The organism is Providencia rettgeri, from assembly GCF_013702265.1.
GTDB lineage: Bacteria > Pseudomonadota > Gammaproteobacteria > Enterobacterales > Enterobacteriaceae > Providencia > Providencia zhijiangensis.
On the sequence record NZ_CP059348.1, the window covers coordinates 3612255 to 3628766 of the forward strand.

A 16512-nucleotide genomic window follows, 5' to 3' on the forward strand; every position below is an offset into this window, starting at 1 on the left:
TTTCCTTTGCCAGCTTCTACCAATCTCTAAATAATTCGCGTTGTGGCTAGGCGGCAAACGAAGATATCTCGGGGAGCATACATAAGTATGTGACCCGAGTATCACAGTGCGGCCAACAACGCCACAGCGTGAAGTATGACGAGATTAAGTATGACGAGATTAAGTATGACGAGATTACTGGAATAAATCTTGAACACTAACCCCCAATCTCTGCATCCTTGAAAGCAACGTCGTACGCTTCAACCCTAAACGAGCTGCCGCCCCTCTCGCCCCTGCAACCACCCCATTGGTGGCTTTCAGCGCTTCAATAATGCGGTTTCGCTCTTCATCATCGCTTTCTGGCGCATCCGTCTGCATTTTTCGCTCTAATGAACTGGGCTTATTCAGGGCTTCTTTAATACGAGATGGTTTTGGGATATTTAGCTCATGCAATTGAATATTCAACGTATTCCCACGGGTTAAAATGACGGCACGTTCAATCACATTTTCCAGTTCTCGCACATTGCCCGGCCATGGATACAAGGATAGCTGCGCGAGAGCATCGCGAGGAATGCAATCAATTTTACGGTTCATACGCTGCGCCATTTTCTTGGTGAAATAGGTCGCGAGCAGCGGAATATCTTCTGGTCGGTCACGTAATGGCGGGATCACAATCGGGAACACATTCAAACGATAATAGAGATCTTCACGAAACTCTCGGTCTTCCGTCATCGCCTTTAAGTTGCGATTGGTCGCCGCCACAAGGCGCACATCCACAGGGATAACTTTATTGCCACCAATGCGCTCAATCTCACGCTCTTGCAAAACACGCAATAATTTTGGTTGTAAATCCAATGGCATATCACCAATTTCATCTAAAAACAGCGTGCTTTTATCCGCCATTTCAAAGCGACCAATATGGGTGCTCGTCGCGCCGGTAAATGCGCCTTTATCATGCCCAAACAGGTCACTTTCCAGTAAACCCGTTGGGATTGCCGCACAGTTCATTTTAATCAGCGAGCGTTGGTGACGATGGCTAAGTTGATGAACGGCTCTGGCAATTAACTCTTTACCGGTGCCCGTTTCACCCAAGATGAGCACAGTGCTATCACTGCGAGCGACTAAATCCACTTGCTCCAATACTTCACGCATAGCCTGACTTTGGAAGACTATTTCGCTGAAACTATTGGTGTTTTGGATCTGTTCATTGAGCCATAAATTTTCATTTTTCAGGCTATCTTTGAGGCGAGTAATTTCACCATACGCTGCCGCATTGTCCACGGCTATCGCAAAGCGTGCCGCCACTTGTTTCAACAAAGTGCAGTTATCTTCGGTGAAAATATGGTCATCTTCATGGGATAATACCAAAACACCCAATGGCTTATGATTGAATGCCAACGGCAATAATAAGGTTTCCGTCATCCCTTCCGCGCACAGGTTTTGATACAGAGGGTCTTGAGTTTGACTATCGAGCGTTAAGCGCAGCGGTTTGTTGCTCTCCAAGACTTGAGCGAGATCCGCATGCAGTTCATTAAGATGATACTGGCTTTTTTTAACCGGTTTTGAGCGTTGATAATGGCTTGAATAACAAAGATAAACCGCTGAACTGACATTATCACAAAGAGCAACGCTAATTTGGCTAATACCAAAAAATCGGTAAATTTCTCGCGAAACTTCAGCCACTAACCCATCCATTTCAAGATGAGAAAGCACTGAGTTAGTGATGTCCACAAGGATCCTGAATTGGTCACGTTCATGACGAATTTGTTCGGTGGTTTCGGATATGCTCACAAAATCTCCAATCTCGTCCTAACCCACTGCATTGCTAAGTCATTTATTTATTTTGCTGACTAACAATAATGAGAATTAGTTAGAGTTTTAAATTTTCATTTATAAACGACTTATTTATCAATAATAAAAATAAAAAAGTTTAATAGTGTGATTAATGCGATTGCTGTTTTTGATTTAATACTAATATTGTAGTCATTATTTGAAAAAATAATATCGAAGTCTGATTTAAGTTTGATCCATTCACCTATTTTAGATATTGGTTGATTTAACCCAATATCCGCTTAATACCGATTTCATGTCTCTCGACAATAATGTCGAAAGCCGTGTCGAATATGAAAAATCTATTTTTTCGTGATTATCCAATAATAACCAACTGATTGATTTTATTGAATTAATTTATTTATCGAATTTGGCACGATCCATGCTTATCTCTGAGTATTGTCAGCATAAGACGAGGCAACCGGAATAGACCGGATCCCATGCCCGTTTACGATCATTCAGGAGAATATGATGAACCGTTTCATCATTGCAGACCCAAAGAAGTGCATTGGCTGTCACACCTGTGAAGTGGCTTGTGTGGTCTCCCACCAAGAGCAAGAAACAGGGATTGCCACTGTTGTAAAAGATGAATTTTTTCCACGGATTCATGTGCTAAAAGGCTATACCGTCAGCACAGCGGTAGTGTGTCGTCAGTGCGAAGATGCCCCCTGCGCCAATGTATGCCCTAATGGCGCCATCAGCCGTAAAGATGATTTCGTGTACGTAGACCAATCTAAGTGTATTGGCTGCAAAACCTGTGTGATCGCTTGTCCTTACGGCACCATGGAAGTCATCAGCCGCCCCGTAGCTCAGCACACCACGGCACTCAATACCATTCCACAGTATCGTGCTGAGGCGCATAAATGCGACTTATGCCATACCCGTGAAGGTGGACCAGCTTGCGTAGAAGTCTGTCCAACAGAAGCCTTAATGATCGTCGACAGAAATAAAATGGATGAAATTATCAAAGAACGCCGCCGTCGCGCTGCCTTTGAAAATCCAGCGGATATTTTGTCTTAAGGAATGACAAATGCATGAAGTTGCCTTATGCCAAAGCGCATTTGAGATTATTGAACAGCACGCTAAACGCAACCATGCTCGGCGGGTGACGGGTGTGTGGTTAGAACTCAGCGCCGTCTCTTGCGTAGAGGAATCCGCCGTGCATTTTTGTTTCGATATTATTTGCCGTAATACCCTCGCACAAGGTGCCGAATTACATATTGTGATTTCCCCTGCCCAAGCACAATGCCGAGATTGTCAGCATCAGGTACAAATAACTCAGTTTGGTGAAGGATGCCCCCACTGCGGCAGCCAAAATTTAATTGTCGACAGCACCAGCGCCATGCAAGTGAAGCAGATTGAAGTTGAATAACCCGTTTAGGAGCCAGTTATGTGTTTAGGTATTCCCGGTCAAGTGGTTGCCGTTGGTCAAACCCCTATGGATAGCGCCCAAGTGGATGTCTGTGGTGTCCAACGGGAAGTGAATATTGCCCTCGTCTGTGAAGGGGATACCGAGAGTATGGTCGGTAAATGGGTATTAGTTCACGTCGGTTTCGCCATGAGTATTCTCGATGAAAAAGAAGCTAGAGATACCTTAGAAGCATTAATGGCAATGGAAGAAGTTGAAGAAGATGTAGGGTATTTTTTGCGAGGAAATGCGTGATAGCACGTGTTTATTCACCCCACAGCTTTTTGTATTTCGCACCTTTTTATACATCAAAAAAACCTGACACACTTTTGTGTCAGGTTTCATTAATTACCGTTTTACTCAATCAAACTATCAATCACACTCTGTAATTAGATAGCTTCAACTGGCACATAAACCGGCCACCAAGATTGTGTTCTCACCATTTCGACTTCAGAATCACTGGCGTTAACCCCTGCTACGCCTTGGCTTTTCGCCATACGTAAAACAGCAAGAGCAACGATACTTGAAGTGATACGTAAATCTTCATTCGATGGTAATAACGATGCACCTTCTGAGCCTAATGTTGCTTGGCTTGCCACGGCTTGAACTGCGGCAAAAATCATTTCATCGGTAATTTTCGTGGCTTTCGACACGATAGCACCGAAACCTAGCCCCGGATAAAGCGCAGCGTTATTTGCCTGGCCGATTTTGTAGCAAACACCGTTATAAATCACATCATCAAATGGCGCGCCCGTTGCAACAAACACTTTCCCTTCAGTCCATTCAATTAAATGCTGTGGTGTTGCTTCATGCAGTAATGTTGGGTTTGATAATGGGAAAATAATTGGGCGTTCAACATGGCTTGCCATGCTGCGAACGATATCTTGAGTGAAAGCACCCGGTGTTGTTGATGTACCAATTAAAATCGTTGGTTTTACATTCTCGATAACCGTTGCTAAATCAATAATACCTTTAGCTTTATTCTGTTTCGCAAGGATATCCGCCATATCCGGCCAGCGGGTTTGTGCTTCAACAGAAACATCAACAATCTTTCTTGGATAATTGGCAACATCTTGGCTGTTTTTCGCATAATCTTTTTGGAAATACAGTAAGCTGTCTACCATGTCGGTGGTCAGTAGTCCCGGCAAGTCAATTAACCAAATGCGAGAAATGGCTTCTTCACGAGACAGACCACTGCGGATCATTTGGTCACGAATTTGGTCTGCAATACCGCAGCCCGCAGTTCCTGCACCAAAGATAACCACTTTTTGCTCAGTCCAAGGCGTTTTACTTAATTTCACCGCATTCAATAAGCCCGACAATACAATGGCACCCGTGCCTTGCACATCATCGTTAAATGTCGCGAAATTCGCTCTGTATTTATCCAAAATGCGACGCGCATTTGTTGAACCGAAATCTTCCCAGTGCATAACTGCATTTGGAAATAACTTTCTTGCCGCTTTGACATAAGCATCAACAAAATCGTCATAGACTTTGCCTTGAATGCGCTCATGACGATTACCCACATATGATGGGTCATTTAACAGTTTTTCATTGTTAGTCCCGACATCGAGAACAACAGGAATAACACTGTGAGGATCTACGCCCGCTGCAGCAGTATAAACAGCCAGCTTACCGACTGAAATATCGATACCATTAGAGCCCCAGTCTCCGATGCCTAAAATTTCTTCTGCGTCAGTGGTCACGATCAGTCGAATATCACCACCTTCAGCACCGAATGCACGCAGCTTTTCTTCGATTAATTCAGGTTCATTAATACTGAGGAAGATCCCGCGAGGACGAGTAATAATCTCGCTATAGTTTTCAATGGCATCGCCGACAACTGGGTCATAAACGACTGGCAGCATTTCCAGCATATGACGTTGTAATAATGCATAAAATAATGTCACGTTATTATCGTGTAAACGCCACATGTAAATATGTTTATCTAAATCAGAATGGCATCCACGGTAAGCGTGATAAGCACGGTTTAATTGTGTTTCCATATCCTCAGTGACAACAGGAGGAAGAATACCATTTAAGTCCAGCGCTTTTCGTTCTTCTTCAGTAAAAGCCGTTCCTTTATTTAATGATGGATCGCGTAATACTTCATATCCTCTTGCAGTGGTTTTAATTTTACGAATGTTATTTTCCACAACAACTTTAGCTTGTCGATTATACATAATTAATACCTTCTAATTTAAATATTATAATTCAGAGAAAACTACGCGCCAGATAGACCATTTCCTGTCATATCAATCGGATTGACATATTTATTAAAATCTTCTTCACTTATTTTTCCAGAAGCGATTGCAGATTCTTTTAACGTGATATTTTTCGCTATTGCATTTTCAGCAATATGTGCTGCATTTTGATAACCAATAATTGGGGATAATGCCGTCACTAACATGACACTATTGTCCACATACTCGGTTATTTTCGTATTATTTAATTCAGTACCTTCTACTGAATATTCCATAAATTTACGACAGCCATCAGAAATAATACGAATGGAATGCAGGAGATTATTAATAATTACCGGTCTCATCGCATTTAATTCAAAATTACCTTGGCTACCTGATATCGCAATCGCAGCATCATTACCCATAACCTGAATACCAATCATGACCATCGCTTCACATTGGGTTGGGTTGACCTTGCCAGGCATGATGGATGAACCAGGTTCATTCGATGGCAGTATTAACTCGCTGAAACCACAACGGGGGCCCGAAGCTAACCAGCGCATATCATTCGCAATTTTGATAAGTGCGACAGCTAATCCACGAATAGCGGCATGTGTACGAACTAACGCATCAAGGGAGCCTTGAGCGGTAAATTTATTGGGCGCAGTAATAAACGGTTTTTGGGTTAATTCCGCTATCTTATCTGCGACATCTTTTGAAAAGCCTTTTGGCGCATTTAATCCTGTACCAACAGCCGTGCCGCCAACGGCAAGTTTATAGAGATCTTGCTGACTACGTTTAATGTCATCTAGCGCATCGCGTAATTGACCCGCCCAACCGTGCCACTCTTGCCCTACAGTTAAAGGTACTGCATCTTCGAGGTGAGTACGACCTATCTTAACGACAGTCATCCACGAATCAGCTTTCTTTTCAATAAGTTGAATTAAATCTTCAATGCTCGGAATCAATTGTTCATCAAGCGCAAAAATAGCGGCGATGTGCATTGCAGTAGGGAATGTATCATTGGAAGACTGACCCATGTTGACATCATCATTGGGTCCAACGGGTAATTGAGTTCCTAATGAACCACCGAGTAATTGAATAGCTCGGTTAGAAATAACCTCATTCACATTCATATTAGATTGTGTGCCAGAGCCTGTCTGCCATACATAAAGCGGATAATGCTCATCCAATTGACCATGAATAGTTTCATCAGCAGCGATCACGATCGCCTCTTTTTTCCATTCAGCTAATCGACCTGCTTCGCAGTTAACCAATGCACAGGCTTTTTTTACATAGCCATACGCGTGGTAAACCGATTTTGGCATTAAATCATCGCCAATATTAAAGTGCTGTAATGAACGTTGAGTCTGTGCCCCCCAATAACGATTTGCAGGAACATTTACTTTTCCCATGCTATCGAATTCTTCACGGGTGCCTGTTTCATTAATACCAATAGGGATGCTCTTATTTAGAATATAATCTGTCATTACAATAACTCCATTTTAAATATAAAACATATGAGCAATTCCTATACTAAGTTAAAAGGATTAATTAAACATCAAATACCAAACATACGTTCAAATAAGACATTTAAGCTATCAAGATAACAAAAAGACAGTTTGAAATATAAAAAATAAATTACCTTTCAATTTTTTATAAAATATAATTATCGCAAACAGACTGTCTATTTCATCCAAAAATCATATAAAGACTAAAGTTTCAAAATAGCATTAAAAACAATATAATGTATTATCAATCTTATCTTTTAATGACAATTCAAATAAATTAAACAATTTAATTATATAAATAAATTATTGAAGCGCTGATATGAAAAATAAAAAACGCATGTATTGAGTAGATATATAAATTAAAGAGGTTTAAATTTTAAAATATATTAACAAAACAAAAACAACCAATGAAATATAAGTGAAATAATGTTATTTAATATAAAAAATATAATAAAAAAGAGCTAAAAACATGTTATTCATTTAAAATACAAGGTGATATATCCACTGAGTTTCTCTTTAGTTTAATACGCATTAATTTCAAAAAAATCATCCTTAATTATGCTTATGCAAAAATATAGAGCATCATAACTCAACAATACTGAAGAGAAGCTTTTGATAATAGTGATCATGCCCACCTTGGTTGGTCACTGAACCTAACTCCACTCACAAAACGAGTACCGAGTTTAATATTCATATCGATACCATATTAAACACTGGTTTTACGCAATTTTGGAGAAATAGCCGAACTTGCAGGGTGGGATGCACTGGTTTTTCAGTAAAAACCGCACTGCATCCCTGTAGCGCGGCCTATTTATTCCCTTAACATTCTATCCTTTAAATAAAGGCTTCCAGCCTATCGTTACTCACCCTCAAATAACCGGAATCCCCCTAACCCTTTCCATGCTGGTAAGGCTTGATAAACTTGCTCGACGGCGGCAACCACTTTGTCATTCATTGGCATATAAAAACCGACTAAATCGGGCTGAATGCCTAAGAAAATGATTTCTCCGACATCCTCTTTTAACTGGTCGATAAGAAAATTCAGCGGCAGGTTATGGGTGCTCATAATAAACATTTCGGCGATATCATCAGGGTCGATAACCCGAATTTCTCCCGGCGCTAAACCAATATCCGCAGCATCCACAATTAATAAACGCTGGGGTTTTAACGCTCGTACTTGGTGGGAAACACTTTCAGGACTGCTGCCACCGTTAATTGCCACCCAGCCGTCAATCGGGGTTTGCTGCATGAGGTCAAATAGCATCGGGCCTGCGCCATCATCCCCCATCATGCTATTGCCCACCGCCAGCATGAGATTTTGCACGGGTGATGGGTTATCTGAAGATAAGAGATTTTTTGCTGATACGCTTTCTGCTGAAGATTCGATTTCCATCGAAAAAGACGGTTGAGTTTGTCTCGCAACATCGCTCATCGGCTGCCTTTTCGCTATCTGTCTTTTCACGATCAAATAAATTGCCGGCTCACGCTCAATTTCACCGAGTAATCGAATCAGTGTGGCGCTCCATGCCTGATAGGGAGAATCACTGTCTTTAGCGAAACCATCTAATGCTAACGCCAGCATATTGGTGTGGGTGGAATCGATATTAATCTCGCCAAAGGTGATCAAGCCCTGTAATTTGCGACGCGCCTCCCCTTCAGGAAGGGCATTCACCCATGCTTGGTAGCCATCCAATGGACATTCCAATTCCGTTTTTAAGCAGTCAATCATCCCAACATGGTGACCAATCGCCAGTGAGTAATACATCACTTGCTGCGCGTCTTCAGGTACGTCATCGTCACTGTCGACAAATTTCTGGCGCAGTGACCAGAAAATCACTTTGCCCGTTTCAGTTGCTGGCTCACTCATCGATGCCCCCTTGTTGCAGCACGGTCACGAGGCGGTTCACAATCTCACGCAGGCGCGGGTCTTGCTCCTCGTCCATCCATGTTTGCATCGTGGCTTTCACTTGGCTTGGGGTCGCTCCATCCAGCAGGGTCAAGAAGCGGTCACTGATTTCTCGACCTTGGTAATATCCCGCTTGGCGGCGCGCTTCACGCTCGATCATCACGCGGGTCGCCAAAGGGATGGATGGCAGTAAAAGCTCCACTTTTTCCCCATCGGCTTCACGGTGATCTTGCCCAACCAATTTCTGATTCAATAACCCTAATGCCACCGCGAAACCGTAAATCGTGGCTGCTGGGGTTGGTGGGCAACCTGGGATCCACACATCGATCGGCACGATATGTTCGCTACCGCCCCAGACACAATACAGGTCGTGGAAGATCCCCCCACCACAACCACAAGCCCCATAAGAGATACAGATTTTGGGATCCGGCGCAGACTCATATGCCCTCAGGGCAGGCATGCGCATCGCACGGGTGACCGCCCCTGTGAACAGTAAAATATCCGCATGGCGCGGAGATGCCACCACTTTGATCCCAAAACGCTCTGCATCGAAAACCGGGGTGATTGCCGAGAAAATTTCAATTTCACATCCGTTGCAACCGCCACAGTCCACGCGATACACATAGGCTGAACGCTTAATATCTTTCAGCAGCGTGCTTTTCAGTTTTGCGACCTGCTCATCGAGCACAATCGGCTGGCTAACATGATGGTTTACGGGGATATTTGGCAAACTCATGATTTATCTCCCTGAATATGCAAACGGAAGTTCTGACGATCATTATTCAATAAATTGTTTTTTTGCTTACAAGATGGGCAGGTTTCATACATTGGGCGCAGAGCTTCAATGCCGCCTTCCTCAATCCCCGACGCCACCATCAGCGCCATGGCATACTCCACGGATTTTTTCGGGGCGAATGCTTCGCCACACTGGCGACAATGTTGCAGGCGGAATGTCCCTTTCATGTACAAATCCGCTTTGTTCATTACCGCGGTTTCAAACTCTTCCGTTAAATGAATGGCGCGAGTCGGACAAACTTCTTCACAGCGCGCACAATAAATACAGCGACCTAAAAACAGCTGCCAGCGGCGTTCACCACTTTCTAAGTCAGTTTCCATGGTTAACGCATTGGCAGGGCAAGCGGAAATACAAGCGCCACACGCAATACATTGCAGTGGGTCATATTCAGGTTTGCCTCTAAATCCGTGAGCCACTTCCAGCGGTTTGAACGGGTATTTCACCGTTGCAGTACCCGCATTACGAAGGGTTTTAAAAAGTTTAAACATGGTGTCCCTCCGTTATTTCATAATCGAATGTTTGCGCTCGATACTGTGCTGTTCGAGCTCTTTGTACGCGACAGTTTTCGCTTTGCGTTTTTTCACATCCACCAGCGTCACGCGGTCAGTACAGGAGTAACAAGGGTCAAGGCTACCGATAATCAATGGCGCATCGGAAACGGTGTTGCCTTGCAGCATATAGCGCAGCACTGGCCAGTTCGCGTAAGTGGCAGCACGGCAACGCCAGCGATACAGTTTTTGGTTATCGCCGAGCATGCTCCAGTGAACATCTTCACCTCGCGGCGCTTCGGTATAGCCCAGTGCAAATTTATGGGGCTGATAGGTAAAGCCTTCCGTCAGAATTGGGCCTTCTGGCATATTGTCGAGGGCATATTCAATCATCGACAGAGAGTCCAATGTCTCTTTAATGCGTACCATCACGCGGGAATAAACATCGCAACCATCTAAGGTGAATAAGGTTTTTGGTAAATTGCCGTAGTCCGCAAATGAGTGGTCGAAACGCACATCGCGCTTGAAGCCGCTGGCGCGGATCATCGGTCCCACAGGGCTGTAATCACGAGCAACTTGTGGATCGAGGCGGCCGACGCCGACGGTACGCTGCTCCATATTTGGTGTACTCAGCAACATGTCCACCAGCTGAGTTACATCTTGGCGCATCTCTTTAACCAGCTGAATGGTTTTCACGCGCTGCTCTTTCAAGAAGTCACGACGAACCCCACCAATTAAGTTGGTACCGTAAGTTTTACGGGCGCCTGTCAGTAATTCCGCCATAGTCATGGATTTTTCACGGACACGGAAAAACTGCATGAAACCGGTATCAAAACCGGTGAAGTGGCTCGCTAAGCCGATATTCAGCAAGTGGCTGTGTAGACGTTCCACTTCCAGTAATACGCTACGAATAGTGTGAGCGCGTTGAGGCACATAAATACCCAGCGCATTTTCCACAGAGGTGGTGTATGCCACGCTGTGGGTGAAGCCGCAAATGCCGCATACGCGGTCAGATAAGAAAGTGACTTCGTTGTAGCCCATGCGGGTTTCAGCCAATTTTTCCATCCCGCGGTGCACGTAGAACATACGGTAGTCCGCATCCACAATGCGCTCGCCATCCACAAACAGGCGGAAGTGTCCCGGTTCATCGGACGTGATATGCAGCGGACCAATTGGCACGATGCGGCTTTGGGTTTTGCTGTCGTTGATAAACTCGTAGGTTTCTGTGTCGGTGGTTGGCGCTGGGCGCTGACGGTAATCCATAGTGTCTTTACGCAGCGGATACAGGTCTTCCGGCCAATCATCCGGCAGCACTAAGCGGCGCTCATCCGGCAAGCCCACCGGACGTAAACCGTACATATCACGGATTTCACGCTCTCCCCACACAGCCGCAGGCACCCGTGGCGTTACAGATGGGAACTCTTGGGTGATTGGACTGACATACGCTTTCACCGTTACCCAGCATTTTTCTCCCTCTTCCATCGACAGTGCGTAATAAACTGCAAACTGCCCATTGAGAGGACGTTCATCGTTCCCCCACAACACCGGCAACCAACCGCCGCAGCCGTAATAGAGGAATTCCACCACGTCTGGCAGCATCTCAGTTTTGACGGTAATGGTGACTTGGTTAGCTGTTTGCCACTCCTCTTCCAGCATGGCATGAGGAAATTTCTCGCGCACTTTTGCCAGATAGCCCGCGCCTTTGCGAACGCCCTGAAGGGTATCTGTATAATTCTGATAGCTCACGTTATTTCTCCTGCGATGAAGGTTCGGAGGTGCTTACACCCCACGGCCATTGATAATTTAAGGTGGTAATTTGGTGGTCGACTGTCGCACTATCTTTGAGCACGATTGTCGCGGCATTTTCCAGTAAGCGGCTGACAGGCTGAGGAATATAAGTCCCCATCACCAGCATCAGTACAATCAAAATCGCCATCGGTAATGTGGTTAAAATGCCCAGCTCACCACGCGCTACGCACTCTGGTTGTTCGCCAAATAAGGTTTTGGAGATCATGCGGATCAACCCGCCCAGCACTACCGTAATCAAGATCAGCACCAGCAAGGTTAACCAGAAATGGTTAGCGACCAGCCCCGCCACCACAATCATAAATTCACTTAAAAAGACGTTGAATGGCGGCATACCACCCAGAGCTAATGCACCGCCCGCAAATACCACCGCGGTAAATGGCATAGTGCGCAGTAACCCTTTCACCACCGTAATATCGCGAGTGCCATATTTCAGTAACACGTTACCGGAACCGCAGAACAGCAAGGTTTTACCCAAACTGTGGTTTAAGGTATGCAGCAGCGCGGCCAGTACACCTAAAGGCCCACCGATACCTAATGCCACCGCGATCAGCCCCATGTTTTCCACACTGGAGTAGGCCAGCAAACGTTTCATATCTTTTTGTACCAAGATAAAAAACGCAGCCACCGCGACGGACATTAATCCGAACACCAACAATAAGGTTTGCGTAAATTCGCCACCAATTGATGAAGTGACGATGATGTAGTAACGGATGATAATCAGCAGTGCGCAGTTGAGCAGCACCGCAGACAGCAACGCCGAAGTTGGGCTTGGTGCCTCACTGTGCGCATCAGGTAACCAGGCGTGCATTGGGAAAAGACCGGTTTTGGTACCAAAACCGATTAACACAAACACAAAGGCAAGATGCATCAAGGTTGGATCGAGAAGGTCGGTATATTTCAGGACTTCCGTCCAGAAAATAGCCATTTCAGGATCCGGCATGACATTCACCGCATTGGCATACACTAAAATGGTGCCAAACAGACCAAACGCCACACCTACGCTACAGATAATGATGTATTTCCATGCCGCTTCCAGTGAAGAACGTTGACCATAAATGCCCACTAAGAACGCGGAGCTTAAGGTGGTCGCTTCGACCGCCGCCCACATTAAGATCAGGTTATTACTGGTGATCACCAGCAACATAGTGAACAGGAATAAGTGGAAGAAACCATAATAGTTACATAAGGTTCCAACACTAATTTCCCCTTCATGCACTTCATGGTTCATATAACCGATAGAGTACAAGCCAGTCAGGAAGCCGACGATCCCTAAGATAGCGAGGAATAACCCGGCAAGGCTATCAAGGTGGATCCAGTGACCTGCCATCAGCAAATCACCGACTTTATCTATCGTGCCAACCATCCAGATCGATAACACTAGCAATGCCGTGATCCCAATGGTATGGATCAGAGTGACAGGGATTTTTGCACCGTTACCCAATAAGCGGCAGGCGAACGCCAGCAGTGAAATCACCAGCGGGGTTGCCATCAATAAGGTTAATAACATTGTTTGACTCATCTCATCACCCCTTCAGCGCGGTCAGTTGATCCACGTTCAGTGTGTTGAGCGTGCGATAAATTTTACGAGCCAATACCGCCATAATGATCACCGCAAAAATGGCGTCTGTGGCGATACCAATTTCCACCAGCTCAGGGGCTTTATACGCCAGTAACGCGAGGGTCAGATGGGAGCCGTTTTCCATGAGGCAGTAACCAAAGGCTTGCTTGAGAATATTGCGTTGAGTGACGATACACAGCAGCCCCAACATAAAGTGCCCAAGAGAAACCGCTAAAGCGGGTTTTAAATCCGCTGCCAGTGGCAATTTAATTGGCTCGACCACAAACCAGCACAGCACCACAATCACCGCTGCCGCTAACATCAACCAAGCTGGGCTAATCACCCCGCCGTTAGCGGTTGGGTCGGACAATTTGCGGAAGGCGTAGCCCATAATCAGCGGCACTAACACCACTTTAGTGGCGAACGCGGTACCTGCCCACATTGCCAATTCAGGGGCGTTGAGGGTGTAAGATAACGTGCCGAAAATCGCCACTAACACCAGCGACTGCAACGCATAGAACCAACAAGAGACCACCGGCTTTTTCGCGCCGATCACCAGCAGCGACGTGATCATCATCAGCCCTGCTAAATTATTTACAATCATTGAACCAGTCATGCTTTCTCTCCCTTAACCGAGCCAGATGACGGCGATAACACTAGAACAGAAGGACATTACGATCAGTAAGCCAATAACCCACTGCATTGCCCAAGGAACTGCGCTGCCGTTTGCCACTTCTTCGCTAGGTTCACCCGGAACCACTTTGCCGAACCAGTACAGCAACCATGCAAAGCTCGCGACAGATTCAATCAGTACCAACACCATAATTGGCGTTAACACCCAGAACTGTTCAGACAGCGCGAAGCCCGCTGCAAAGATAGGAAATTTACTGAAGAAACCGTTAAGTGGTGGAACACCCGCAATGGCCAGTGCCGCCACACAGAAGCCCACACCGAGTAATGGGTAGCGCTTTGCCAAACCGCGTAAGCGTGGCAGCATACGGGTACCGCAGCTATAACTCAGCGCGCCCGCCACTAAGAAGAACAGGCTTTTCGCAAATGCGTGGTTGAAGATATACGCGATACCGCCATCGAAGGCTTCTTTGGAACCGAAAACGGATAAGGATAAAGCGAGGAAGATATACGCCAGCTGCGTGATGGTTGACCATGCCAGCAGACGTTTCATATCTTTCTGCGGCAGATACATCATAAAGCCATACACCAGTGTGATGACCGCCATCACGACACCCACCCAACCTATAATTTCTGGCACATGGGTGGAAGACATCAAGCCACGGGCAAAGATATACACACCCACTTTCACCATGGAGGCGGCGTGTAAGTAAGCACTAACTGGGGTTGGGGCTTCCATCGCATCGGGTAGCCAGGCTTGCAGTGGTAACTGGGCTGATTTACCCCATGCTGCAAACAGAATACCGCCAAACACGATCAGGCTTTGGGATTCACTCAAGCGGTCAATGGCGCTCAGAGCAAAGGTTCCGGTGCTGATAAACAGAGTTGCCGCCGCCATGTATAAGCCGAGTGAGCCAACATGGGTAATGAGCAACGCTTTCATCGCTGAACGCTGGGATTTTTCAGTTTGGTAGTAACCAATGAGCGCCCAAGAACATCCACCGGTAATTTCGAAGAACACCAATTGCCCTAAGATAGTGGAAGAGAGCACAACCCCTGCCATCGCACCGATAAAGATTAGCAAGAAAGCGTAATAACGGCGAGTTGGCCCATGAGCGTGTTCGCGGTTTCCTTCAGTGAGATACCCCGTTGAATAGAGGCAAATCAAGAAGCCAAGGAACACCACAGCAAACGCAATCAGCGTGCTGACGCCATCCACAGTAAAACCGAACAGCGCGACATCGCCTGTCTGGATTAACTCCAGTGTAGTGGCGACCTTGCCACCGTCTAAATAGAGCCAGCCTAATGCTGCCGTTCCCAAAGACGCCAGTAAGGCAACTAAGGTACTTAGCCACGGCGCTAGACGGGTGGGTAGCACACTGACCAGCAACGCCCCGATGAACGGGATTATCAAGGTTGCTAGTGCAATATTTTCTAACATGCTTCGTCGCTCCTTATAGACCGGTGAGGTAGAAGACGAATCCGAGTGCCGCAACACCGAATCCTAACCAAGTCACATGGTGCGTTAATAAGAAACGACCACGAGCCAGACTGTTTTCGACCAGCGACGCCAGCACGAAAATCACCAATAATTTCACTAGCATTAATCCCATCGCTAACAGCACACTGCCAACAGTAAAGACTCCGGCATTGCCGAATGGGAAGAAAATCGACAGGAACAGAACCGCAACGACCACTTGTTTCAGGCCAATGCCCAGTTTCACCATCGCGAATCCTGAACCGGAGTATTCGGTTAATGGACCTTCTTGCAGCTCTTGCTCCGCTTCCGCCACGTCGAATGGGATTTTGCCCATCTCAATAAATGTCGCGAATCCGCAAGCGAGTAGCGCTAATAACGTGGCAGTTGGAGACACCCAGCCTTCACTCATCGTGGCGCTGATGGTGCCAATATTGGTGGAGCCAGCGATCAGAGCTACGACTAGCAAGCCGAGGAATAACGTCGGTTCCACCAGTACGCCAAGTGTCAGTTCACGGCTGGCACCGATGCCCGCAAATGGGCTGCCCGTATCGAGGCCGGAAAGTGAGAAGAAAAAGCGGAATAACGCGAAGATATACAGCACGATAATGATGTCGGCTGCGCCACTAAACAGTGATGTGTTCGTGACCACTGGCAACGCCATCGCTAGCAGCAACATGCTGCCCAGCAGCACATACGGCATGATGCGAAAGATAATGCCAGAATCACGCGGCGCGACGGATTGACGTGTCAGTAGCTTGGTAATATCACGATAATCCTGCCAAATACCAGGGCCTTGGCGGGAATGCATTTTGGCGCGAATTTGACGGGAGATCCCTGTGAACAGCGGCGTCAGCAACAGTAAAACCACGGCTTGAACGACGGCGAAGATCCCTGTCATCAATGTGGGTGTTTCTTGAATCGACATGGTTTCTCT

14 protein-coding genes and 1 pseudogene are annotated in these 16512 nt (G+C 46.1%); 3 read left to right on the forward strand and 12 right to left on the reverse strand.

Annotated features, from left to right (window positions below; genetic code table 11):
• Positions 1-174: 174 nt before the first annotated feature.
• Positions 175-1770, reverse strand: a complete 1596-nt coding sequence (locus H0913_RS16545) for a sigma 54-interacting transcriptional regulator (protein ID WP_181477626.1) — start codon at positions 1768-1770, stop codon at positions 175-177.
• 510 nt (positions 1771-2280) lie between these two features.
• Between H0913_RS16545 and hydN the strand changes: the two genes are divergently transcribed.
• The 3 genes from hydN to hybG are packed head-to-tail and all read left to right on the forward strand — an operon-like array spanning position 2281 to position 3472.
• Positions 2281-2829, forward strand: a complete 549-nt coding sequence (hydN, locus tag H0913_RS16550; protein ID WP_132496486.1) for an electron transport protein HydN — start codon at positions 2281-2283, stop codon at positions 2827-2829.
• A gap of 10 nt (positions 2830-2839) precedes the next feature.
• Positions 2840-3181, forward strand: coding sequence for a hydrogenase maturation nickel metallochaperone HypA (hypA, locus tag H0913_RS16555; protein WP_181477627.1), 342 nt, complete (start codon positions 2840-2842; stop codon positions 3179-3181).
• A gap of 18 nt (positions 3182-3199) precedes the next feature.
• Positions 3200-3472, forward strand: coding sequence for a hydrogenase maturation factor HybG (gene hybG, locus H0913_RS16560; RefSeq protein ID WP_036949187.1), 273 nt, complete (start codon positions 3200-3202; stop codon positions 3470-3472).
• Positions 3473-3606: 134 nt separating this feature from the next.
• On the opposite strand, the gene H0913_RS16565 is transcribed toward hybG, so the two are convergent.
• From H0913_RS16565 to H0913_RS16610, 11 genes and pseudogenes are all read right to left on the reverse strand, one after another.
• A complete protein-coding gene (locus tag H0913_RS16565; protein ID WP_181477628.1) occupies positions 3607-5400 on the reverse strand; it encodes an NAD-dependent malic enzyme in 1794 nt (597 codons plus the stop codon).
• 41 nt (positions 5401-5441) lie between these two features.
• Positions 5442-6890, reverse strand: coding sequence for a class II fumarate hydratase (gene fumC, locus H0913_RS16570; RefSeq protein ID WP_036949184.1), 1449 nt, complete (start codon positions 6888-6890; stop codon positions 5442-5444).
• Between the two features lie 880 nt (positions 6891-7770).
• Entirely contained in the window at positions 7771-8223 is a 453-nt protein-coding gene (hycI, locus tag H0913_RS18690; RefSeq protein WP_232368852.1) for a hydrogenase maturation peptidase HycI, read from the reverse strand.
• Positions 8224-8421: 198 nt separating this feature from the next.
• Positions 8422-8778, reverse strand: a pseudogene (locus H0913_RS18695) (formate hydrogenlyase maturation HycH family protein); the annotation flags it as partial.
• On the reverse strand, positions 8771-9553 hold the full coding sequence (locus H0913_RS16580) for an NADH-quinone oxidoreductase subunit B family protein (RefSeq protein ID WP_154602960.1): 783 nt from the start codon (positions 9551-9553) through the stop codon (positions 8771-8773). The pseudogene H0913_RS18695 and the gene H0913_RS16580, both read right to left, overlap by 8 nt.
• On the reverse strand, positions 9550-10101 hold the full coding sequence (gene hyfH / locus H0913_RS16585) for a hydrogenase 4 subunit H (RefSeq protein ID WP_181477630.1): 552 nt from the start codon (positions 10099-10101) through the stop codon (positions 9550-9552). The genes H0913_RS16580 and hyfH overlap by 4 nt, the downstream gene beginning before the upstream one ends.
• Positions 10102-10113: 12 nt before the next feature.
• On the reverse strand, positions 10114-11847 hold the full coding sequence (locus tag H0913_RS16590; protein WP_181477631.1) for an NADH-quinone oxidoreductase subunit C: 1734 nt from the start codon (positions 11845-11847) through the stop codon (positions 10114-10116).
• A gap of 1 nt (position 11848) precedes the next feature.
• Positions 11849-13429, reverse strand: coding sequence for a hydrogenase 4 subunit F (locus H0913_RS16595; protein WP_181477632.1), 1581 nt, complete (start codon positions 13427-13429; stop codon positions 11849-11851).
• Positions 13430-13433: 4 nt separating this feature from the next.
• Positions 13434-14084 (reverse strand): hydrogenase 4 membrane subunit, encoded by a 651-nt coding sequence (gene hyfE / locus H0913_RS16600; protein ID WP_006658444.1) that lies wholly within the window; start codon positions 14082-14084, stop codon positions 13434-13436.
• Positions 14085-14096: 12 nt separating this feature from the next.
• Complete coding sequence (locus tag H0913_RS16605; protein ID WP_036949173.1) at positions 14097-15539, reverse strand: hydrogenase 4 subunit D; 1443 nt, start codon at positions 15537-15539, stop codon at positions 14097-14099.
• A 13-nt stretch (positions 15540-15552) separates the two neighbouring features.
• Positions 15553-16503 carry a respiratory chain complex I subunit 1 family protein gene (locus tag H0913_RS16610; RefSeq protein WP_154602962.1) on the reverse strand — a complete coding sequence of 317 codons (951 nt, stop codon included), beginning with the start codon at positions 16501-16503 and terminating at the stop codon, positions 15553-15555.
• Positions 16504-16512 lie beyond the last annotated feature (9 nt).

What these genes read in the sequence shown, in the direction of transcription:
- hydN (WP_132496486.1), top strand. Translation starts at nt 2,281, where the DNA reads ATGAACCGTTTCATCATTGCAGACCCAAAGAAGTGCATTGGCTGTCAC.
- hypA (WP_181477627.1), top strand. Translation starts at nt 2,840, where the DNA reads ATGCATGAAGTTGCCTTATGCCAAAGCGCATTTGAGATTATTGAACAG.
- hybG (WP_036949187.1), top strand. Translation starts at nt 3,200, where the DNA reads ATGTGTTTAGGTATTCCCGGTCAAGTGGTTGCCGTTGGTCAAACCCCT.
- H0913_RS16565 (WP_181477628.1), bottom strand. Translation starts at nt 5,400, where the DNA reads ATGTATAATCGACAAGCTAAAGTTGTTGTGGAAAATAACATTCGTAAA.
- fumC (WP_036949184.1), bottom strand. Translation starts at nt 6,890, where the DNA reads ATGACAGATTATATTCTAAATAAGAGCATCCCTATTGGTATTAATGAA.
- hycI (WP_232368852.1), bottom strand. Translation starts at nt 8,223, where the DNA reads ATGCTGGCGGTGGGCAATAGCATGATGGGGGATGATGGCGCAGGCCCG.
- H0913_RS16580 (WP_154602960.1), bottom strand. Translation starts at nt 9,553, where the DNA reads ATGAGTTTGCCAAATATCCCCGTAAACCATCATGTTAGCCAGCCGATT.
- hyfH (WP_181477630.1), bottom strand. Translation starts at nt 10,101, where the DNA reads ATGTTTAAACTTTTTAAAACCCTTCGTAATGCGGGTACTGCAACGGTG.
- H0913_RS16595 (WP_181477632.1), bottom strand. Translation starts at nt 13,429, where the DNA reads ATGAGTCAAACAATGTTATTAACCTTATTGATGGCAACCCCGCTGGTG.
- hyfE (WP_006658444.1), bottom strand. Translation starts at nt 14,084, where the DNA reads ATGACTGGTTCAATGATTGTAAATAATTTAGCAGGGCTGATGATGATC.
- H0913_RS16605 (WP_036949173.1), bottom strand. Translation starts at nt 15,539, where the DNA reads ATGTTAGAAAATATTGCACTAGCAACCTTGATAATCCCGTTCATCGGG.
- H0913_RS16610 (WP_154602962.1), bottom strand. Translation starts at nt 16,503, where the DNA reads ATGTCGATTCAAGAAACACCCACATTGATGACAGGGATCTTCGCCGTC.